Here is a 20,871-nt window from a genome sequence, read left to right as displayed (position 1 = left end):
AGTAGCCATGGCAAAAATTTTCTGTATTGCAAATCAAAAAGGTGGTGTTGGTAAGACCACTACCGCCGTTAATTTGGCAGCGGGTTTAGCAGGACTACAACAGCGCGTTTTGTTGGTGGACCTTGATCCTCAAGGTAATGCCACTATGGGCTCGGGGGTAGAGAAAGCAGACTTAAACGCAAGCGTATATCAGGTACTAATTGGTATGACGTCAGTTAAAGAGTGTGTGCAGCGTTGCGAAAGCTCCGGGTACGACGTATTGCCGGCTAATCGTGATTTAGCGGGCGCTGAAATTGAATTGGTAGATCTAGATTTCCGCGAAGCACGTTTGAAAGATGCGCTTGCTCAAGTGGCAAACGATTACGACTTTATTTTGATTGATTGTCCGCCTGCTTTGTCCTTACTTACGCTCAACGGATTGTGCGCAGCAAATGGTGTGATTGTGCCAATGCAATGTGAATACTTTGCATTGGAGGGTTTGTCCGATTTGGTAAACACTATCAAACAAGTGCATGCAAATTTGAATCCCGACTTAGTCATCATTGGTTTATTGCGCGTCATGTTTGATGCGCGCATGACTTTGCAACAACAAGTTTCCGATCAGTTGCTTGAGCACTTCGGCGATAAAGTATTTAAGACCATTATTCCGCGCAATGTGCGTCTTGCTGAAGCCCCCTCTTATGGGCTTCCTGGGGTGGCTTTCGATAAATCATCACGTGGCGCAAAAGCCTATTTAGAGTTTGGTGCTGAGATGGTTGAGCGCATCAAACACATGTAATTTTTAGAAAGAATAATAAAGATCATGGTTGCCATTAAGAAAAAAGGTTTAGGTAGAGGTCTTGAAGCTTTGCTTGGAGAGAAGACGCAGCAAGCGAATCCCTCCACCGAAATCAATCGTTTGCCATTAACTGCTTTGCAGGCAGGCAAATATCAGCCGCGTCAAAAAATGGAAGCTGGTGCTTTGCAAGAGTTGGCAGAAAGTATTCGCGAGCAAGGCGTCATGCAGCCCTTATTGGTTCGCCTGGTGGCGCCTGGCAAATACGAAATTATTGCGGGCGAAAGACGTTTTCGTGCGGCAACTATTGCGGGGTTAAAAGAGGTTCCGGTTTTAGTTTCTGGCGCCGATGATCAGGCTGCAGCAGCAATGGCCCTGGTAGAAAACATGCAGCGAGAGGATTTAAATCCTCTCGAAGAATCACAGGGTTTAGCTAGGTTGATCGAGGAGTTTGGATTTACGCACGAACAGGCAGCAAAGGCTGTAGGCAAGTCGCGCAGTGCAATTACCAATTTATTGCGCCTCGCCCAGCTAGCAAAGCCGGTGCAGGCCATGTTGTTGGCCGGAGATATCGATATGGGGCATGCTCGTGCGCTATTGCCCCTTCCTGGGTCTAGCCAGGTGGCTTTAGCCCAGAGAATCTCAGCACAGGGTCTGTCTGTCCGTGAGGCGGAGCGAATGACTGCTGCTTTGGTGATTGCGGGCGGTCAAATTGGAGACAAAAAGGCTAAAAGTAAGTCAAACACTTCTTCGCCCAGTAGTGATCCAGATATGCAGCGTTTGACGCAGGAAATTGCAGATTTGATTGGCTTAAGCACCGAATTCAAGCTTAAAGGCAAGGGCGGAGAGCTCAGGCTTCGGTTCAGCCAATTCGACGAACTAGATTCTTTATTAAAAAAATTGGGTATTGAGTCTTAAATTAGGTAGAAAAATGTCCCCAAATCCTTTGACATATTGCACTGCACACATTAAACTTTCGGGGCTAAATTGATTCCTCAAAAAAATCAATTTTCCGAGGTAGATGAGTGGGATGAACCCGAAGAAGTTATCCGGGTTTACAGCAAAGAGGAAATTGTTGCGATGCAGCAAAGCGATGCAACAAAGCACCGAGCTCTTTCACCGTGGAAAATTATTTTGGCCCAAGTGTTGATTACGGCTATCAGCATGGTGTTTTGGTCAATTTTTGGGGAGCCGGTAGGGGTAAGCCTTTATACTCAGTCGGCCTTTTTAGGTGGTTTAATTAGCGTCTTGCCTACAACCCTGTTTTTAGTCAGGTTGGAGTTGGCAAAAAAATCGCAAAGATTGAATCCAGGAAGATTTTTGGCGGCATTGGTTTCAGGTGAATTGATCAAAATCGCCGTGACGCTGATGCTGTTTATAGGGATTGCGTATTACGTCCCTGGCGTGCTTTGGGTCCCCTTGTTGGTGACTTACCTGCTTGCCTTGAAGTGTGTATGGCTGGCGTGGTTGTGGCGCTAAGTAGTGACAATTGAGATTGAAACAAAGGACCAGTTAAGAGATGTCTAGCGAAGTACACCAAGCCCACGAGGCAGCCGAGCAAATGACGCCAACCGCGTACATTTCTGAGCATTTACAAAATCTCACCAGCACTGGTGAGCATCAATCCTCCATCGTTGATTTCAGCGTCATCAATTTAGATACCATTTTTTGGGCTTCATTGATGGGCTTCATAGCAGTATTTATATTATTGATTGCAGCACGTCGTGCAACTCCTGGCGTTCCTGGTCGGTTCCAGTCTTTGATAGAAATGATTGTGGAGATGGTCGATACACAAGCCAAGAGCATTGTTCATGGTGATCGCACTTTCATTGCGCCTCTCGCGCTCTTCGTATTTTTCTGGATCATTCTTTTAAACACCCTCGACTTAATTCCTGTGGATTGGGTGTTGGGCGTAAATCATTTCATCGGTAACTTTGGCGGACATGTGCCGCACAACCGCATGGTTCCCACAACTGATTTAAATGCAACGATGGGCATGTCCCTGTCAGTGTTGGTTTTGGTGTTCTTTTACAGCTTCAAGGTAAAAGGTTTCGGCGGCTTCTTGCACGAACTCATTTCTGCCCCTTTTGGTGCGAAATGGTATTTAGCCCCATTCAACCTCGCACTGAACATCATTGAGTATTTGGCGAAAGGCGTTTCTTTGGGAATGCGACTTTTCGGCAATATGTACGCTGGCGAATTGGTCTTCTTATTGATTGCCTTGCTTGGTAGCGTATGGACCTTTAATTTAGATTTATCCCTGTTCGGATTGGTGGGCCACGTTATTGCTGGATCAGCTTGGGCCATCTTCCACATTTTGGTTATTTTGTTGCAAGCCTTTATTTTCATGATGTTGACTTTGGTTTACATCGGGCAAGCGCATAGCCATCACTAAGATTTTATTTTTAACTTACCTCTTTTAACTTCAGGAGTCAGCAACATGCAAGCATTTTTAGCAACTATTCAAGGTTCAACAGCTATTTGTATCGGCATCATCATCGGCCTCGGCGCGATCGGTGCATGTTTGGGTATCGCATTGATGGGCGGCAAGTACATCGAAGCTTGTGCACGTCAACCAGAATTGATGGAGCCACTCCAAACTAAGATGTTCCTTTTGGCTGGTTTGATCGACGCTGCGTTCTTGATCGGCGTTGGTGTTGCAATGTTGTTTGCTTTCGCAAACCCACTGCTCGCAGTTATTAAGTAATTGTTTTGGCGTGGATGACCAACGGGTCATCCAACTGTTCTCAACAATACTGAAAGGAATATCGTGAATCTGAACGCGACCCTATTCGCGCAAATGATCGTTTTCTTCGTCTTATGGTGGGTTGTTGCACGCTTTGTGTGGCCACCGCTAGTTAAGGCGTTAGATGAGCGTTCAAGCAAAATTGCTGATGGTTTAGCTGCTGCAGAGCGTGGTAAAGAAGCTCTCGCACTGGCCAGCAATGAAGCTGAGCAAGAATTAAATAAAGCACGCCAAGAAGGTGTTCAACGCGTTGCCGAAGCTGAGAAACGTGCACAAATGTCGGCCGAAGAAATTCGCGCTAACGCACAAGCTGAAGCCGCTCGAATCATTTCTCAAGCGCAACAAGACGCAGCCCAGCAAGTTACTCGTGCCCGCGAAGTTCTGCGTGCTGAAGTGGCTGTTCTCGCTGTCAAAGGCGCCGAGCAAATTTTGCGTCGCGAAGTTGATGCAAAAGCGCATGGCCAATTACTTGATCAATTAAAGGCAGAACTTTGATATGGCTGAATTAGCCACCATTGCACGTCCTTACGCGGAAGCGCTTTTTCAAAGCGCCAAGCCGGCTGAGCTCGCTGGATGTTTGGAGCAATTAAATGAATTGGCTCAGCTTGCTGCTTTGCCAGAAGTTGCTGCATTGTCAAACAACCCAAAAGTCTCAGCTGATGATTTAAGCAAGTTACTTTCTGGCATGGTGAAGACCAAGTTAGATGGCAAGGTTGCCAGCTTTTTGAATCTTGTGAATCAAAACCACCGCTTAGCAGCCGTTCCTGAAATTGCTCATCAATTTGAAGCAATGAAGAACAAAAGCGAAGGCGCTGCAGAAGTAAATATTACTAGCGCATTCCCTTTAGAGGGTTCTGCGTTAAATGATTTGTTGTCAAGTTTGAAGAAGCGCTTTGGGGGTAAAGAATTGCGCCCAACGATCCAAATTGATCCAACATTGATTGGCGGAGTTCGCATTCAAGTTGGCGATGAAGTAATGGATAGTTCAGTTAAGGCCCAGTTAGCTCAAATGCAAGCAAGTCTTGGCGCATAAGTGATCCCTATTAAGAACATACGAAATAAGACCCAGGAGTAAGTAATGCAACTCAACCCTTCCGAGATCAGCGAGCTGATCAAAAGCCGAATTAGCGAATTGGGCGTTGACTCCCAAGTTCGCAACGAAGGCACTGTAATTTCAGTGACCGACGGTATTTGCCGCGTACATGGCTTGTCAGGTGTTATGCAGGGCGAAATGTTGGAGTTTCCAAACAACACTATCGGCCTCGCATTAAACCTTGAGCGTGATTCTGTTGGTGCCGTAGTGTTGGGCGAATACACCCACATTAAAGAAGGCGACCCAGTAAAATGTACTGGCCGCATTTTGGAAGTTCCAGTTGGTCCAGAGTTGCTCGGTCGCGTAGTAAACGCGCTCGGTCAGCCGATTGATGGCAAAGGCCCAATCAACACCAAGTTAACTGACTTTATTGAAAAGGTGGCGCCTGGCGTTATCGCACGTCAATCCGTAAGCCAGCCAGTACAAACTGGTTTGAAGGCGATTGATGCGATGGTTCCAATTGGCCGTGGTCAGCGTGAGTTGATCATTGGCGACCGTCAAACTGGTAAGACAGCAGTTGCGGTTGACGCGATCATTAACCAAAAAGGTAAAGGCGTTTATTGCGTTTACGTGGCGATCGGTCAAAAAGCTTCCACTATTGCTAACGTTGTTCGCAAGCTCACAGAATTGGGCGCAATGGAGTACACCGTTGTTGTTGCAGCGAGTGCTTCTGAGTCTGCAGCGATGCAGTACCTATCTGCTTACGCAGGTTGTACCATGGGTGAATACTTCCGCGATCGCGGCGAAGATGCTTTGATTGTTTATGATGACTTGACCAAGCAAGCGGTTGCTTATCGTCAAATCTCCTTGTTGCTCCGCCGCCCACCAGGCCGTGAAGCTTATCCTGGCGACGTGTTCTACCTCCACTCACGCTTGCTCGAGCGCGCTGCCCGTGTAAATGCTGAGTACGTTGAAAAGTTCACTAACGGCGCAGTAAAAGGCAAAACCGGTTCTTTAACTGCATTGCCAATTATTGAAACTCAAGCTGGTGACGTTTCTGCATTCGTTCCAACCAACGTAATTTCGATTACTGACGGTCAGATCTTCTTGGAAACTGACTTGTTCAACGCTGGTGTGCGTCCTGCGATTAACGCCGGTATTTCTGTCTCCCGCGTTGGTGGTGCCGCACAAACTAAAGTAATTAAGAAATTGTCTGGCGGTATTCGTACCGACTTGGCGCAGTATCGTGAATTGGCAGCGTTTGCTCAGTTCGCATCTGACCTTGACGAAGCAACCCGCAAGCAACTTGAGCGCGGTCGTCGCGTTACTGAATTGTGTAAGCAAGCTCAATACAAGCCACTCCAAGTTTGGGAAATGGCCGCTTCACTTTATGCTGTTAATAACGGCTACTTCGATGACCTCGAAGTGAAGAACGTATTGCCATTCGAAAAAGGTTTGCAAGATCATTTGAAATCTAAATTCGCTGACTTAGTTGCGCGTATTGAAGAAACCAAAGATTTGAGCAAAGATGACGAAGCTGCATTGCGCGCTGCCATTGAGGATTACAAGCGTTCTGCCTCTTTCTAAGAGGGCTCGCATAAATCATGGCAAGCACAAAAGAGATACGATCTAAGATCAAGAGCGTGCAAAACACGCGCAAGATCACGAAGGCAATGGAAATGGTCGCCGCATCCAAGATGCGTCGCGCCCAAGAGCGCATGCGTAATGCGCGTCCATATGCTGAAAAAATTCGTGAGATTGTTGCCAACCTTTCTAAAGCTAATCCTGAGTTCCGCCCTGCTTACATGGCAACTCGTGAAGTGAAGAAAGTTGGTACGATTTTGGTTACTACAGACAAAGGCTTGTGCGGCGGTTTAAATACCAACGTCTTGCGTTTGATTGCTAACCAAGTGCGCGATTTGCAAGAAAAAAATATTGAGATTGCGTACACCGCAATTGGTTCAAAAGGTTTGCAATTTTTGAATCGCTCAAAAGCAAAATTGATTTCTCAAACAATCCAAATTGGTGACACACCACATATGGATGTTTTGATTGGTGCAATTGTTGCCCAATTAGAAGCGTTTGAGCGTGGCGAGATTGATGCTGTTTATTTGGCATATACCCGCTTTGTAAATGCAATGAAACAAGAGCCTGTTTTAGAAAAACTCTTGCCTTTGGAGCCAGAAGCTTTGACTCCACAAGAGAAAACAGGCAATTCTTGGGATTACATCTACGAACCTGATGCAGAGTCTATTTTGAATGGCCTGCTTAAGCGTTACGTTGAAGCAATGATTTATCAGGCGGTTGCTGAAAACATGGCTTCTGAGCAGTCTGCACGTATGGTCTCTATGAAGGCCGCTTCAGATAATGCGAAGAACGTAATCGGCGAATTGCAATTGGAATACAACAAAACACGACAGGCTGCTATTACTAAAGAGTTGTCAGAAATTGTTGGCGGAGCGGCTGCGGTTTAAGCGGTCGGCGATTAGGAATACGAAAGAATTCAGGAATTAAAAGCGGAGAAATGCGATGAGTAACGGAAATATCGTGCAATGTATCGGTCCAGTGGTGGACATTCAGTTCCCACGCGACAAAATGCCAAACATTTATGATGCGTTGACATTAGTTGATAGCGGTGAAAAATCATTTGCTGAAAAAGGTTTGACCTTTGAAGTTCAGCAACAAATTGGTGACGGCGTAGTTCGCGCTATTGCCATGGGTGCAAGCGATGGTTTGCGTCGTGGTATGGAGGTTAAATCTACTGGCGGCCCAATTTCTGTGCCTGTTGGCCCAGCTACACTCGGCCGCATTATGGACGTTTTAGGTCGTCCAATTGATGACGCAGGTCCGATTGCCACTGAAGAGCGTCGTGCTATTCACCAGCCAGCACCTAAGTTTGATGAGCTATCACCTTCTGTGGATTTGTTAGAAACCGGTATTAAGGTTATTGACTTAGTTTGCCCGTTTGCTAAAGGCGGTAAGGTTGGCTTGTTCGGTGGTGCGGGTGTTGGTAAGACCGTGAACATGATGGAATTGATTAACAACATCGCTAAGCAACACTCAGGTTTATCAGTGTTTGCGGGTGTTGGTGAGCGTACTCGTGAAGGTAATGACTTCTACCACGAGATGAAAGAATCTAACGTTATCGATAAGGTGGCGATGGTGTTTGGTCAGATGAACGAGCCTCCTGGCAACCGTTTGCGCGTTGCGTTAACTGGTTTGACAATGGCTGAAGCTTTCCGTGACGAAGGCCGTGACATTTTGTTCTTCGTTGACAATATTTATCGTTACACATTGGCCGGTACCGAAGTTTCTGCATTGCTCGGTCGTATGCCTTCCGCCGTGGGTTACCAACCTACATTGGCTGAAGAGATGGGTAAATTGCAAGAGCGTATTACTTCTACCAAGACTGGTTCCGTTACCTCTATCCAGGCCGTTTACGTTCCTGCGGATGACTTGACCGACCCATCACCAGCTACAACCTTCTTGCACCTAGACTCCACAGTTGTGTTGTCACGTGATATCGCTGCATTGGGTATTTACCCAGCGGTTGATCCATTGGATTCAACTAGCCGTCAGCTCGACCCACAAGTGGTTGGTCAAGAGCACTATGAAGTAGCTCGCGAAGTGCAGATGACATTGCAGCGTTATAAAGAGTTGCGCGACATTATTGCAATTTTGGGTATGGACGAGTTGTCACCAGAAGATAAGTTGTCTGTATCACGTGCTCGTAAGATTCAGCGTTTCTTGTCCCAGCCTTTCCACGTTGCTGAAGTGTTTACTGGTTCACCAGGCAAATACGTTCCATTAAAAGAAACCATCCGTGGTTTCAAAATGATCTGCAGCGGCGAATTGGATCACTTGCCTGAGCAAGCGTTCTATATGGTGGGTTCAATTGATGAAGCCATCGAGAAAGCCAAGAAGCTTTAATCTAGGGAAATTATGTCAACCATACGCGTAGATGTAGTGAGTGCTGAGCAGTCTATTTTCAGCGGGGAAGCCAAGTTTGTTGCGCTTCCTGGCGAAAGTGGTGAGCTCGGCATTTTGCGCGGCCACACTCCTTTGATTACACGTATTCGTCCAGGCTCAGTTCGTATTGAAAAAGCTGATGGTGATGAAGAGTTTGTTTTCGTAGCAGGTGGCTATTTAGAAGTTCAGCCAGATCGCGTTACTGTTTTAGCGGATACCGCTATTCGCGGACACGATCTTGATGAAGCTAAAGCGATTGAAGCTAAGAAACGTGCTGAAGAAGCGATGCAAAACCGTGGCACTGACTTTGATTTGGCTTTGGCCCAATCTGAGTTTGCAATGGCGGCTGCACAGCTGGCTGCAATTGCACGTTTCCGTCGTAAAAAGTAATAGCCGGTCATCTCCTTGCTGTTAAATGATCGGTTTTTAAAGGCCTGCCTGGGCGAAGCGGTTGATCAAACACCGCTTTGGCTCATGCGTCAAGCCGGCCGATACCTCCCCGAATACAACGCTACTCGCGCTAGAGCCGGAAGTTTTCTCGGGCTCGCAAAAAATCCTGCTTATGCTACTGAAGTAACACTTCAGCCTTTGGATCGCTATCCATTGGATGCTGCAATTTTGTTTTCTGATATTTTGACCATTCCTGATGCAATGGGATTGGGTCTGAAATTTACTGCTGGCGAAGGCCCTAGTTTTGACCATCCCCTGCGTACTGAAGAGGCGGTTAAGAAATTACGTGTTGCTGATATGGATCAGCTCAAGTATGTTTTTGATGCTGTTTCAGAAATTCGTAAAGCACTCATTCAAGACGGCAAACAACGCGTTCCATTGATCGGCTTCTCGGGAAGTCCATGGACATTGGCGTGCTACATGGTTGATGGATCCAGTGCCGATGATTTTCGTCATGCCAAAACCATGATGTTTAGTCGTCCTGATTTGATGCAGCATATCCTTGATATTAATGCTCAGTCAGTGGCAGCCTATTTGATAGAGCAAGTTAAAGCAGGCGCACAGGCCCTGATGATTTTTGATACTTGGGGCGGAATGCTTCCAGACGGTTGGTATCAAAAGATGTCTTTAGCATCGATGCAAAAAGTAATTGCCTTATTGCCGCGCGAGCATGAAGGTAGAAAAATTCCAGTCATCATGTTTACTAAAGGTGGCGCAATTTGGCTCAATGACATGGCGCAAGTTGGTGCTGATGTGATTGCTATCGACTGGACAATGTCGCTGAGTCGTGCAAGAAAACAGTTGCTCGCTCTGAACAAGCCGTTGGCATTACAAGGCAACCTAGATCCGCTAATCTTGTTCGCAGAGCCAAAACAAATTGCAGAGCAAGCCAACCTTCTCCTCGAGGATTTGGCGAGTGCGCCATCCCTCAAACCTGGTTTACATCCTTTGGATGGCCATGTTTTTAATCTAGGCCACGGCATTTCTCAATTCACCCCTCCAGAGAGCGTGACCGCTCTCGCCGAGGCTGTCATAAATCGCTCCAGGTCTCTCAGGACAAAGTCATAATACTGAGTGAATGCTAACTTGCTGCTGAGAATTTTTAACGAAAGTTATACACAGTTAGCGACGAAATTCAAAATTCAGTGAGATTGCGAATAAAGATGAAAATTCACTTTCGAATATCTTTGTAAGTTACTGATTTATATAAATAATTACTAAAAAGCTTTAAAAGAGTGCAGAATCTGAAAGCTGATAAATTAGCTTATAAATCAGAATCCTCGGATGATATCCACAGACTTATCCACAAGCAAAATAGAGATTTGAAGTAAATCATGCCCCCTCCAATCGTTGTCCAAGTTGTTGTTGATAAGCCCCTTGCCCAGGGCTTTGACTACTTGTGGGATGAAGAGGCATTAGGGTGCGCCCCACAAGTAGGGGCAATAGTTGGGGTTCCCTTTGGGCGAAGTTCACTGGTGGGGTTGGTAATTAAAGTAAGCGCTTACTCAGACTATGATCTTGATAAATTAAAAGGGGTAAGCAAAATTGCGCCCCTTCCCCCCTTGGACCCAGCAGTATTGAAGTTAATGAACTTTGCCAGCCAGTATTACATTCATGCGCTAGGCGAGACCATCATTCCCACCATTCCACAGATGTGGAAAAAGCCAGATGATTGGGAAAAGATCCCCAAGAAATTAGCTGCAGATGAAGAAAAGCAAAAGAAAAAAAACAAGCTAGAGGCCGTTGAGGGATTTGTTGATGAGGCCCAGCTGAACGATGGTCAAAAACTCGCCTTAGAAAAATTACGCACTATTCCTTCGGGAGAATTCAAAGCAATACTGTTGCAAGGACAAACTGGTAGTGGAAAGACTGCTGTATTTTTAAATTGGTTGAGTGGTATTTTGGAGGATGCGAGTGCACAAGTATTGCTCTTGGTCCCTGAAATTAATTTAACGCCACAGTTGGAGCGCAGAGTGCGCGCTTATTTTCCAGATAAAAAAATGGTGGTGCTTCATAGCGGTGTCAGTGAGAAAGTAAGAGGCATTGCTTGGTATGAGGCGATGACTGGTCAAGCCCAAATTATTTTGGGAACAAGATTGGCTGCATTAACTCCCCTTCCTAATCTACGCGCCATTGTTGTGGATGAAGAGCATGATCCATCCTATAAACAGCAAGATGGTATTCGTTACTCTGCAAGGGATCTTGCGATATGGCGTGCCCACGATCTCAAGCGCCCGATCCTATTGGCCTCGGCTACGCCATCGCTTGAGACTTGGATGGCTGCCAGGGCTGGTCGTTATGAATATATTCGCCTAGATCAGCGCGCTCAAGGCGCAAGTTTGCCAAAAGTGCATTTGATCAATACGCGCGATCCACAAACGCAATTTAGTCCGGGTGATATAGAGAAGCCAAAATCCAAAAGCCTGATTACTAAAACCCTTGCGAATGCGGTTAGTCAGAATCTAGAAAATAAGCAGCAAAGCTTAATACTGATCAACCGACGAGGTTATGCTCCAGTGCTTAGCTGTGGCGCTTGCTCATGGCTCTCAAGATGCGAGCAATGCAGCTCCTATATGGTGCTGCATAAAGCTGGAGCATTAGGCAGGAAATCAGTTTTAAGTTGCCACCATTGCGGCTTGGTTAAATCGATTCCAAGCCATTGTCCTGATTGTGGCAATGCCGACTTGAAGACCTTGGGACAGGGAACTCAAAAGATTGAAGATGCTATTGAGGAGATGTGGCAGGCTGCAAGAGTGCTGCGAGTCGATACAGACTCCAGCAGAAAGAGTAAGGGTGCCGAAGCGCTCTTTCAGGAAATTCACGAAGGCAATATCGATATCGTGGTTGGGACCCAGATGATTGCCAAGGGGCACGATTACCAAAATATTGGCTTAGTTGCTGTGCTGGATGCGGATAGTAGATTGTTCTCTCAAGACTTTAGGGCTGCAGAGCGATTATTTGCCCAATTAGTTCAGGTTGCAGGGCGGGCTGGGCGATCCAATAAGGATGGTGAAGCAGGTGGTGCTATTTATATTGAAACGCAGTTTCCGGAGTCTGCAGTTTTTCAGTTTTTACTGCGCCATGACGTAGATGGGTTTTTAAGCTTTACGGCCAATGAAAGAAAAGAAGCGGGCTTGCCGCCATTTGCTTACCAGGCCCTTATCCATGCTGAGGCTAAAAGTTTAGATAAAGCAATTCAGTTTTTGAGTAGCTTGAAGGGATATTTAAAGTCTCGGGGCCACATAAATAAAGGCCTCAGAGTCTATGATCCGGTCCCCAAGGCAATGATGCGCGTAGCTGGCTCGGAACGCGCCCAACTTCTGGTGGAGTCTGACGATCGTAAAAACCTGCAAGAAATCTTAGAGGCGATAGATCTTTATTTGCGAGAGAACTCTCAGGGGCGCATTAGTAAAGAAGGGCGTATTCGTTGGTTAATTGAGCGCGACCCCATTTCAATCTGATTGATTTCAGATATCAGGCGCCAGGGCCCGCGTTATATATTTCTGGGGTCAAGAGTTGATTGAGCTCTTCAGCAAGAATTTCATCGGAGGCGGGTTTGATTTTGAATAACCAAACACCGTATGGATTTTCATTGACGATCTCAGGCGATGTATCTACCTCTTCATTGAGCGCAACAATCTCCCCGCTTATGGGTGCATGAATATCGCTAGCTGCCTTCACTGACTCAATCACAGCAATAGCCTCACCCTGCTTTACTTGTTGTCCAAGTTTTGGGGCTTGAAAGAACATCACATCACCTAGCGCTTCTTGCGCATGATTGCTAATGCCAACCCACACTAAACCGTCATTTTCCTGATCGGCCCATTCGTGAGTTTCTGCAAATTTAAATGTATCTTGGCTATTCATTGTTTTATCCTTTAGGTGCATTTTATGCTGACTCCCCTAAACTAGCTTTCCCCAATGATTCACTTAACTACTTGTACGTATGCCAATTAAATTAGGAATTGTTCCTGTTACACCGTATGAGCAAAATTGCTCTATTTTGGTTTGCCAGGAGACTGGCGATGCCGCTGTGATTGATCCTGGCGGGGATATTGAAAAGATTCTTGAGGGCGTTAAGCAGATGGGCGGCAAGGTTAAAAAGATATTGTTGACGCATGGACATTTAGATCACTGCGCTGCCGCCAAAGACTTGGCTGATCAGCTTGGTGTGCCTATTGAGGGGCCACAAGAAGAGGAGCGTTTTTGGATTGATCAGCTGCCAGAACAAACAGTGCGCTTTGGTTTTGGGCATGCCAAAGTTTTCGAGCCTGATCGTTGGTTAAATAATGGTGATCATGTGCAGGTTGGCAATATTGATCTTGAGGTATTTCATTGCCCAGGGCATACGCCTGGCCACGTTGTATTTTTTGACAAAGAAGATCGTCTTGCAATTGTGGGCGATGTTTTATTCGCGGGATCAATTGGCAGAACTGATTTTCCGCGTGGTAATCATGCAGATTTAATTAATGCGATTAAAACCAAATTGTGGCCCTTGGGAGATGATGTACAGTTTGTTCCTGGTCATGGACCAATGTCGACGTTTGGTCAAGAGCGCAAAACGAACCCCTATGTGGGAGATGGCGCGTAGCTAATGAATCTAGCGATTTGAACTACCAGTGGGTATTAGGTTTTAGCTGAACCGGTACGATGCGTACGGTTGTATAAACAGCTAGCGCAGATCCAGCGCTGCTTGCGATTGCTTGTCGGAATCCATGTGCCACCCTCAAGTCGTTTTTCACGGCTGCAAGAAGAGCAAAATTTCAGGCTCTGGGAGGTTTCTTGGGTAGCTGCTGGAGTCGATGTAGTCATGGGCAATCCGGGTAAGGCAAATCTTATACAGAGATCTATTTTACCCGTTTTGTCCCGCTGGGGCTGGGGTTAGCACAACCCGGACTGAATCGGCCGTTTTGTTGCCGTCAAAATCTAACCAGGCCTTGTTTTCAAAGTCATAGAGCTTGCACTTGCGCGCAGTATCGAAATACCAGCCCCAAGAGAACTTTTGGACAAAAATACGGTCTGGAAGGATCGTTTCTAGGGTCTGTTGGGCCTCTGGCAGGCGATAAAGCGGTACGCTCATATCCACATGGTGCGCAGTGTGCTCCATGATGTGGTGCATCAATTTGCCCCAAATCCAGTTAAAAGTCAGGTGAACGGTTGTGGATACAAAAGGCTGGGCGCGTAACCACTCCGATTTCTTGTCATACCAAGAGACTTTTGGATGGGTATGGTGCACGTAAACCACAAATCCAATCATGCCGTTCCAGAACAAGAATGGCACTGCGAAGCCAGTGATCAAGCCAATCCAAATAGATTGCCCAGTAGCAATGGCCCCAGCAATTAAGCAGCCAATCCAAACGATTGCAAATGCGGTAACAAGCAAATTGTCTTTTAAGAAAATAGGACGATCACCAGGTTTGTTTTTTGCATTTGGGAAGTACTCACGTCTCCACCAGATTTCAATGAGGTAATAAAAAACAGGGCCCCAGCCGCTACGGTAAAGGCGCTCTAGAGCCTTACGCAATGGGGGAAGCGCGTCGTATTCTGATTTTGATAGGGGCGCCCATACAAAGTCAAAACCTTTTAGATTGGTTTGGCCGTGATGCACAACGTTATGACCAACATCCCACAAGCTATATGGTGTGAGAGATGGCAAGAACGCAATACGACCTAACACTTTGTTCAGTTCGCGATTGGGTGTGTAACTTTGATGGCAAGCATCGTGACCCAATATAAAGATGCGACCTGTTACAAAACCGGCAATCAAACCAAAAACAATTTTGAGCAACACGCTCTCTACGAAGATTGTTCCTGCGATACAGCCTAGCCATAGGAGGGCATCGATTACTAGGAGCATAATTGCGCGCCCAGTTTCTCCTTGTGCCATCGGGATTAGCCAGCTTCGAATGATTTTTCGATGCGGTAATGGCGCCTCTGGGTGCAAAGGATTAGTTAAGGAAGGCTCTGAAAGGGCGGTATTTAGATGTGTAGACACGATAAGAATCAATAAGTTAGGTGCAAATGATAGCGGTTTTCGCAATTTCACGCATGATGTAGGTCAAAAACCCCTTGATTTTTGGCGCGCCCGGCAGGAATCGAACCTGCGACCCTTGGCTTCGGAGGCCAATACTCTATCCACTGAGCTACGGGCGCTAGTGGAAAAACTGGTTACCTCTCTATTGTAAGTGTCTATAACCCTTCTCTCTAGTTATAATCTCGACAAAACAACCCTAAAACCCGTCAAACGATAAATTCTTATGAGCAACGAGCACGGAAGTCTAATTAAGTCCCCAAAACAACTCATCATCATGGTGTTCGCAAGCTTTTTCGTGCCACTCATCATCATTTTGTTGTTAATGGTGTTTGTGAACAATGGCAAGCGCGCAGATTCATCTGCATCTGCTGATCAAATTATTAAGCCAGTAGGGCAACTCAATTTTAAAGATGCTAGCGAGCCTGCGGCTCCTGCAACTAGCGCCAAATAATTCTTTAGCGCATATTTAAAAGCTGGCCTTGTGCCAGCTTTTTTATTTTCATTTATTCACTCTTTGCATCTAAGGCAACTTGGTAGGCTTCTTTTTTTGTGAGGCCTAAAGTTTGCGAAAGAACGGCAGCAATTTCTTTGCTCCCCATATAGGGGCTCAGTGCATTAGCCCACAACAAGAGAGCTGAATGCTCCGGAGTCTCATCGCTATTGGCTGACCGCCCTGCAACCACGATGACAAATTCACCCTTAAGGCTCTCCGCTGCCTCTAGCCAGTGAGTAACGTCTTGCGCTTGAAGTGGCACCAGCTGCTCAAATTTTTTGGTTAACTCACGGCAGACTAAAAGCTGACGATCAGCCTCTAAATTTTTTGCAAGCAATGCAAGAGTTTCTTTAATGTGGTGCGGAGACTCAAAAAAGATGCTTGCCTTTTTGCTGCTGGAGATATCCTGCAGCAGAGCATCACGCTCTTTAGTTTTATTGGGCCAAAAACCTAAAAACTGAAAGCGCCCTTCTGAATGATGCATCACTGAGCCGGCCGCCGAGATAGCGCTTGATACAGCGCTTGCGCCCGGAATGGGAATTACTCTGAGCCCTGCTTTTTGAACCTCATTTACCAGCTTTGCCCCTGGGTCCGAGACTCCTGGGGTGCCAGCATCTGAAATATAAGCCCAGCGCTCATTGTTCAAGAGGTGTTGTATGACTGTTTGAGCACCGCCAATTTCATTGTGTTCGTGCAACGCTAAACATTTTTTATGAATGCCAAATTGTTGGAGTAATGCCGCACTATGTCTAGTATCTTCACAAGCAATCCCATCGACTGAATTGAGAACATGTAGGGCGCGCAAAGTAATGTCACCTAAATTGCCGATCGGTGTTGCAACCATGTATAGGGCCCCAGCAGGTAAATCCTGCTGCTTTAAGAAATCGAAAGAGCTTAATTCCATGGGGGCTTGCCTGCGAAAAGTTAAATAATTAGTAAGAGGATACGTTGCTTTTGGGATAAGCCGATTGCTACTGAAATTAGGACATCTTTGGCGCATAATATTGTTATGGAAAAAGATATCAATGAACGTTTGCGTCAGCGTGCCTCCCAGCATTTTCTGGACAGCATTGCGGTAAAGCAAGAGGCCGAAAAACTGCTTCCCGAATCTGTTGCTAGAGGCGTTCTAGCAATGGTGGACTGTTTGCGTGCCGGCGGCAAGGTGATGGCTTGTGGCAATGGCGGTTCTGCAGCTGATGCACAGCACTTTGCAGCAGAGCTCGTTGGTCGATTCGAGAGAGAGCGCCAAGAGTTGGCGGCGATCGCTTTGACGACAGATACTTCAATTCTTACAGCTATTGGAAATGACTATAGTTACGATGAGATTTTTAGTAAACAAGTTCGTGGGCTAGGGAAAAAGGGTGACATTCTGCTGGGGATTTCAACCTCGGGGAATTCAAAGAATGTTGTTAAAGCTATTGAAGCTGCCAAAAAGCTTGGCATGAAAGTTATTGCATTCACTGGTAATGGTGGCGGGAAGATCGCTCAATTATTGGATGGAGATGACGTCCACTTGTGCGCACCCTCAACACGAACCGCACGCATTCAAGAAACACATTTAGTTTTACTTCATGCTTTATGCGATGGCGTAGATCACGTATTACTCGACTAGAAATCATTATTACTTCAATACAGAAATTACCTAAATGAAAATCTCACTCTTTAGAAGACTGTTTCTTGCCACCCTCATTGCCTCACAACTTTCAGCATGCGCGGTAGTTGCTGTTGGTGGGGTAGCGGCCGGGGTAACAGTGCTCGCAGACCGTCGCACGCCAGGCGTGCAAGCTGTTGATAAAGGCATTGAGTTAGAGGCAGAGAATGCGCTAGCAAAACGATTTGGTGATAACGCGCATATTAACGTGACTTCGTTTAATCAAAAAGTATTGATCACTGGCGAAGCGAAGGATGTTGACATTAAGGGTGAGGCAGGTGCTTATGTAAAAGCGATGAAGAATGCCCGTTCTGTCTTTAATGAGCTGGTCATTGGGCCAAACAGTAGCTACACATCACGCGCAAACGATTCTTACCTCGAGTCTAAGATCAAAACCCAAATGATCTTTACTGATAAATTGCCATCAAACTCTATGGCCATTGTGGCTGAAGGTAGCAACGTATATCTCATGGGTATTTTGACGCAAAACGAAGCCGATATTGCAAAGAAAGTTGCGAGCAATATCAATGGCGTTAAAGAAGTTTTTGTTTACTTTGACATTATTTCTGAAGAAGAAAAAATGCGCCTAGAAGCTATAGGCAAAGCAGATCAAACTCAAGCTAGCAGTCCTCCAAAATTTCAATAATTTTTTCGTAGGTTGGTGATGTTAAAAAAGCGAGCGATTGTAAAAATAGTTTTTTTATTTACAGTGCTCGCTTATTTCTTGCCTACTGCGCAGGCGAATATTCAAGACGAGAATGCATTCGCACTTGCAAAACAAAATGCTTGCTTAGGCTGTCATGCAATCAATAAAAAAATTGTTGGCCCTAGTTTTCAAGCGGTGGCAGAAAGATATAAGAGTGACCCCAATGCCCAAGCATTTTTAAAAAATAAAATTGCTAAAGGAGGGTCTGGTTCATGGGGCGTTGTACCTATGCCGGCCAACTCAAAATTAAGTAATGCAGATTTATCTACATTAAGCGGCTGGATCTTGCGTGGAGCGCCCTACAAAAACTAGAGCTGTAAATTAGCGCGCTAAGCCTGGTCTGCCTAGAAACCACCACCAGGCTTCATTAGAGCGCTTGAGGTTTTCTTTTAGGGCGTAGTCCATGCCAGCCCACTGCTCATTGGCGGCCTCTTCCACAATAGTTGCGGTATTTGCTGGGGGCAGCTTAAGGCAAGCATCAGCATCGCCATAGGCGTATTCAACGGTCATCCCTGCCTTTTGCGCCAGATGCATCATGGCTTTGTTATTGGCAAGGCAATGAACGTAAAGGGTTTCAATGTTGGTATTGCGTGAGTGAACGGCTGAGCGTTGCAACAAGGCTGTTCCCAGCCCTTGGGAGCGCCCTTCTGGTAGGACAGACACACCAAATTCAGCAGCTCGTGCCTCTCCCTTGCGCTCAGGCAAGTAGGCTAAATGGGCCATGCCAACTAGCTCCAGGTCCAAATTGAAAACACCAAAAATGACGTCCCGATTGAAATCAAGGCCTTCTACATAGTGACGAATCACCTCATCAGGGGTCTGAGTACCAAACCGTAGACGTCTATCTTCATCATTTAGTTGCAATAAATGATTCAGTATTTCCTGTTTATATCCAGCGTGAAGTTCGCGAACAGGCACGGCTCTCCCGGCCCAATGGGGGCTTGAGGGTGAGTGGCTATTCGCTAATTTATTGTGCATAGCAATATCTTAGCAGGGATAAGGGAAAATTTCAGGGTTTTCCCTAGGTTTGTTGGAAATATGCGAAATAAGCATGAAAAAACAGCGTAATTTTTGGGTTGACTAGGTCTAAACCCTAAAAAATAGGATTTTTTTTAAAAAAGTTGAAATTTTTTTTAAAATCTAAACCATTGTTTTAATTGACTATATTTTTAAAGTAAGAAAAAACTTAGCCTTTTTTAAGCAAAAGAGTACGAAAGGTGTTGACGACCCTAAAAATGTGGGATATAGTCTCACCTCTCTGCTGAATGTTTTACGAAATACGAAAAACAAGTCAGCCCTCTTTAAAAATTAGTCAACCGATAATTGTGGGTACTAAGTGAAAGCATCCAGTCCTTCGGGACAGATGTAAATAAATAGTACTCATAGACAGTAAAAAGATTTGGTTTTATTACCAAGTCAATTTCTTGAATGAGTGCGACGATCCGCAAGGATCACAGGAATTGAACTGAAGAGTTTGATCCTGGCTCAGATTGAACGCTGGCGGCATGCCTTACACATGCAAGTCGAACGGCAGCACGGGTGCTTGCACCTGGTGGCGAGTGGCGAACGGGTGAGTAATACATCGGAACGTACCTTATCGTGGGGGATAACGCAGCGAAAGCTGTGCTAATACCGCATACGCCCTGAGGGGGAAAGCGGGGGATCGAAAGACCTCGCGCGATTAGAGCGGCCGATGCCTGATTAGCTTGTTGGTGGGGTAAAAGCCCACCAAGGCGACGATCAGTAGCTGGTCTGAGAGGACGATCAGCCACACTGGGACTGAGACACGGCCCAGACTCCTACGGGAGGCAGCAGTGGGGAATTTTGGACAATGGGGGAAACCCTGATCCAGCAATGCCGCGTGAGTGAAGAAGGCCTTCGGGTTGTAAAGCTCTTTTGTCAGGGAAGAAACACCGGCTCTAACACAGTCCGGGAATGACGGTACCTGAAGAATAAGCACCGGCTAACTACGTGCCAGCAGCCGCGGTAATACGTAGGGTGCGAGCGTTAATCGGAATTACTGGGCGTAAAGCGTGCGCAGGCGGTTATACAAGACAGGCGTGAAATCCCCGGGCTTAACCTGGGAATGGCGCCTGTGACTGTATAGCTAGAGTGTGTCAGAGGGGGGTAGAATTCCACGTGTAGCAGTGAAATGCGTAGATATGTGGAGGAATACCAATGGCGAAGGCAGCCCCCTGGGATAACACTGACGCTCATGCACGAAAGCGTGGGGAGCAAACAGGATTAGATACCCTGGTAGTCCACGCCCTAAACGATGCTGACTAGTTGTTCGGGATTTACATCCTGAGTAACGTAGCTAACGCGTGAAGTCAGCCGCCTGGGGAGTACGGTCGCAAGATTAAAACTCAAAGGAATTGACGGGGACCCGCACAAGCGGTGGATGATGTGGATTAATTCGATGCAACGCGAAAAACCTTACCTACCCTTGACATGTCACTAACGAAGTAGAGATACATTAGGTGCTCGTAAGAGAAAGTGAACACAGGTGCTGCATGGCTGTCGTCAGCTCGTGTCGTGAGATGTTGGGTTAAGTCCCGCAACGAGCGCAACCCTTGTCTTTAGTTGCTACGCAAGAGCACTCTAAAGAGACTGCCGGTGACAAACCGGAGGAAGGTGGGGATGACGTCAAGTCCTCATGGCCCTTATGGGTAGGGCTTCACACGTCATACAATGGTGCATACAGAGGGTTGCCAACCCGCGAGGGGGAGCTAATCTCAGAAAATGCATCGTAGTCCGGATCGTAGTCTGCAACTCGACTACGTGAAGCTGGAATCGCTAGTAATCGCGGATCAGAATGTCGCGGTGAATACGTTCCCGGGTCTTGTACACACCGCCCGTCATACCATGGGAGTGGGTTTTGCCAGAAGCCGTTAGCCTAACCGCAAGGAGGGCGACTGCCACGGCAGGGTTCATGACTGGGGTAAAGTCGTAACAAGGTAGCCGTATCGGAAGGTGCGGCTGGATCACCTCCTTTCTAGAGAAAAGATGCTGAA

Annotated in this window: 23 protein-coding genes, 1 tRNA gene and 1 rRNA gene; 19 read left to right on the top strand and 6 right to left on the bottom strand. The window is 46.4% G+C overall.

The genetic code is table 11. The features are described from left to right. The first annotated feature begins 7 nt into the window (after positions 1-7). The 13 genes from VC159_RS00600 to priA all read left to right on the top strand — a co-directional run bounded on the left by VC159_RS00600 (position 8) and on the right by priA (position 12,434). On the top strand, positions 8-778 hold the full coding sequence (locus VC159_RS00600) for a ParA family protein (protein WP_215358814.1): 771 nt from the start codon (positions 8-10) through the stop codon (positions 776-778). A gap of 24 nt (positions 779-802) precedes the next feature. Then, positions 803-1,693: a ParB/RepB/Spo0J family partition protein gene (locus VC159_RS00595; protein WP_215358815.1), complete on the top strand. Its 891-nt coding sequence runs from the start codon at positions 803-805 to the stop codon at positions 1,691-1,693. 69 nt (positions 1,694-1,762) lie between these two features. After that, entirely contained in the window at positions 1,763-2,254 is a 492-nt protein-coding gene (locus tag VC159_RS00590; RefSeq protein ID WP_323472392.1) for an ATP synthase subunit I, read from the top strand. A gap of 40 nt (positions 2,255-2,294) precedes the next feature. After that, positions 2,295-3,170, top strand: coding sequence for a F0F1 ATP synthase subunit A (gene atpB, locus VC159_RS00585; RefSeq protein ID WP_215321256.1), 876 nt, complete (start codon positions 2,295-2,297; stop codon positions 3,168-3,170). A 45-nt stretch (positions 3,171-3,215) separates the two neighbouring features. Further along, on the top strand, positions 3,216-3,482 hold the full coding sequence (gene atpE / locus VC159_RS00580) for a F0F1 ATP synthase subunit C (protein WP_011901869.1): 267 nt from the start codon (positions 3,216-3,218) through the stop codon (positions 3,480-3,482). 63 nt (positions 3,483-3,545) lie between these two features. Further along, complete coding sequence (locus tag VC159_RS00575; protein ID WP_215358817.1) at positions 3,546-4,016, top strand: F0F1 ATP synthase subunit B; 471 nt, start codon at positions 3,546-3,548, stop codon at positions 4,014-4,016. Position 4,017: 1 nt separating this feature from the next. Further along, positions 4,018-4,554: a F0F1 ATP synthase subunit delta gene (locus tag VC159_RS00570; RefSeq protein ID WP_215358818.1), complete on the top strand. Its 537-nt coding sequence runs from the start codon at positions 4,018-4,020 to the stop codon at positions 4,552-4,554. A 45-nt stretch (positions 4,555-4,599) separates the two neighbouring features. After that, the gene (gene atpA / locus VC159_RS00565) at positions 4,600-6,141 is read left to right on the top strand and encodes a F0F1 ATP synthase subunit alpha (RefSeq protein WP_072582050.1); all 1,542 of its coding nucleotides are present in this window, start codon (positions 4,600-4,602) and stop codon (positions 6,139-6,141) included. 17 nt (positions 6,142-6,158) lie between these two features. After that, entirely contained in the window at positions 6,159-7,028 is an 870-nt protein-coding gene (gene atpG, locus VC159_RS00560) for a F0F1 ATP synthase subunit gamma (RefSeq protein WP_215358819.1), read from the top strand. A 55-nt stretch (positions 7,029-7,083) separates the two neighbouring features. After that, the gene (gene atpD / locus VC159_RS00555; RefSeq protein ID WP_072582052.1) at positions 7,084-8,484 is read left to right on the top strand and encodes a F0F1 ATP synthase subunit beta; all 1,401 of its coding nucleotides are present in this window, start codon (positions 7,084-7,086) and stop codon (positions 8,482-8,484) included. A 12-nt stretch (positions 8,485-8,496) separates the two neighbouring features. Beyond that, a complete protein-coding gene (locus tag VC159_RS00550; protein ID WP_215321259.1) occupies positions 8,497-8,913 on the top strand; it encodes a F0F1 ATP synthase subunit epsilon in 417 nt (138 codons plus the stop codon). Between the two features lie 9 nt (positions 8,914-8,922). Further along, positions 8,923-10,041, top strand: coding sequence for a uroporphyrinogen decarboxylase (gene hemE / locus VC159_RS00545; protein WP_215360252.1), 1,119 nt, complete (start codon positions 8,923-8,925; stop codon positions 10,039-10,041). 266 nt (positions 10,042-10,307) lie between these two features. Then, a complete protein-coding gene (gene priA / locus VC159_RS00540) occupies positions 10,308-12,434 on the top strand; it encodes a replication restart helicase PriA (protein ID WP_215358820.1) in 2,127 nt (708 codons plus the stop codon). Between the two features lie 13 nt (positions 12,435-12,447). On the opposite strand, the gene gcvH is transcribed toward priA, so the two are convergent. Then, positions 12,448-12,840, bottom strand: coding sequence for a glycine cleavage system protein GcvH (gene gcvH, locus VC159_RS00535; protein ID WP_251367742.1), 393 nt, complete (start codon positions 12,838-12,840; stop codon positions 12,448-12,450). Positions 12,841-12,919: 79 nt separating this feature from the next. On the opposite strand from gcvH, the gene VC159_RS00530 reads away from it, so the two are divergent. Next, positions 12,920-13,564, top strand: a complete 645-nt coding sequence (locus VC159_RS00530; protein ID WP_371743848.1) for an MBL fold metallo-hydrolase — start codon at positions 12,920-12,922, stop codon at positions 13,562-13,564. A 35-nt stretch (positions 13,565-13,599) separates the two neighbouring features. On the opposite strand, the gene VC159_RS00525 is transcribed toward VC159_RS00530, so the two are convergent. From VC159_RS00525 to VC159_RS00515, 3 genes are all read right to left on the bottom strand, one after another. Next, positions 13,600-13,785 carry a hypothetical protein gene (locus VC159_RS00525; protein WP_041396810.1) on the bottom strand — a complete coding sequence of 62 codons (186 nt, stop codon included), beginning with the start codon at positions 13,783-13,785 and terminating at the stop codon, positions 13,600-13,602. 40 nt (positions 13,786-13,825) lie between these two features. Further along, a complete protein-coding gene (locus VC159_RS00520; RefSeq protein ID WP_251367743.1) occupies positions 13,826-14,968 on the bottom strand; it encodes a fatty acid desaturase in 1,143 nt (380 codons plus the stop codon). Positions 14,969-15,050: 82 nt separating this feature from the next. Next, positions 15,051-15,126 (bottom strand) — tRNA-Arg (locus tag VC159_RS00515). A gap of 104 nt (positions 15,127-15,230) precedes the next feature. Here VC159_RS00515 and VC159_RS00510 point away from each other — a divergent pair. Further along, positions 15,231-15,458 carry a hypothetical protein gene (locus VC159_RS00510; protein ID WP_236638845.1) on the top strand — a complete coding sequence of 76 codons (228 nt, stop codon included), beginning with the start codon at positions 15,231-15,233 and terminating at the stop codon, positions 15,456-15,458. Between the two features lie 52 nt (positions 15,459-15,510). Here the strand turns inward: VC159_RS00510 and rsmI are convergent, their stop codons facing one another. Then, positions 15,511-16,404, bottom strand: a complete 894-nt coding sequence (rsmI, locus tag VC159_RS00505) for a 16S rRNA (cytidine(1402)-2'-O)-methyltransferase (protein ID WP_215358822.1) — start codon at positions 16,402-16,404, stop codon at positions 15,511-15,513. A 105-nt stretch (positions 16,405-16,509) separates the two neighbouring features. Between rsmI and VC159_RS00500 the strand changes: the two genes are divergently transcribed. The 3 genes from VC159_RS00500 to VC159_RS00490 are packed head-to-tail and all read left to right on the top strand — an operon-like array spanning position 16,510 to position 18,169. Further along, entirely contained in the window at positions 16,510-17,112 is a 603-nt protein-coding gene (locus VC159_RS00500; RefSeq protein ID WP_215358823.1) for a phosphoheptose isomerase, read from the top strand. Between the two features lie 34 nt (positions 17,113-17,146). Next, the gene (locus VC159_RS00495; protein WP_215358824.1) at positions 17,147-17,797 is read left to right on the top strand and encodes a BON domain-containing protein; all 651 of its coding nucleotides are present in this window, start codon (positions 17,147-17,149) and stop codon (positions 17,795-17,797) included. Between the two features lie 18 nt (positions 17,798-17,815). After that, entirely contained in the window at positions 17,816-18,169 is a 354-nt protein-coding gene (locus VC159_RS00490; protein ID WP_215360258.1) for a c-type cytochrome, read from the top strand. A gap of 9 nt (positions 18,170-18,178) precedes the next feature. Here the strand turns inward: VC159_RS00490 and VC159_RS00485 are convergent, their stop codons facing one another. Beyond that, positions 18,179-18,835 (bottom strand): GNAT family N-acetyltransferase, encoded by a 657-nt coding sequence (locus VC159_RS00485; protein WP_215358825.1) that lies wholly within the window; start codon positions 18,833-18,835, stop codon positions 18,179-18,181. 484 nt (positions 18,836-19,319) lie between these two features. Here VC159_RS00485 and VC159_RS00480 point away from each other — a divergent pair. Then, positions 19,320-20,852 (top strand): 16S ribosomal RNA (locus tag VC159_RS00480). Positions 20,853-20,871 lie beyond the last annotated feature (19 nt).

Source organism: Polynucleobacter sp. JS-JIR-II-c23 (genome assembly GCF_035011225.1).
GTDB lineage: Bacteria > Pseudomonadota > Gammaproteobacteria > Burkholderiales > Burkholderiaceae > Polynucleobacter.
The sequence above is the reverse complement of the archived record's forward strand: the minus strand, read 5'-3'. Positions and strand labels throughout refer to the sequence as shown.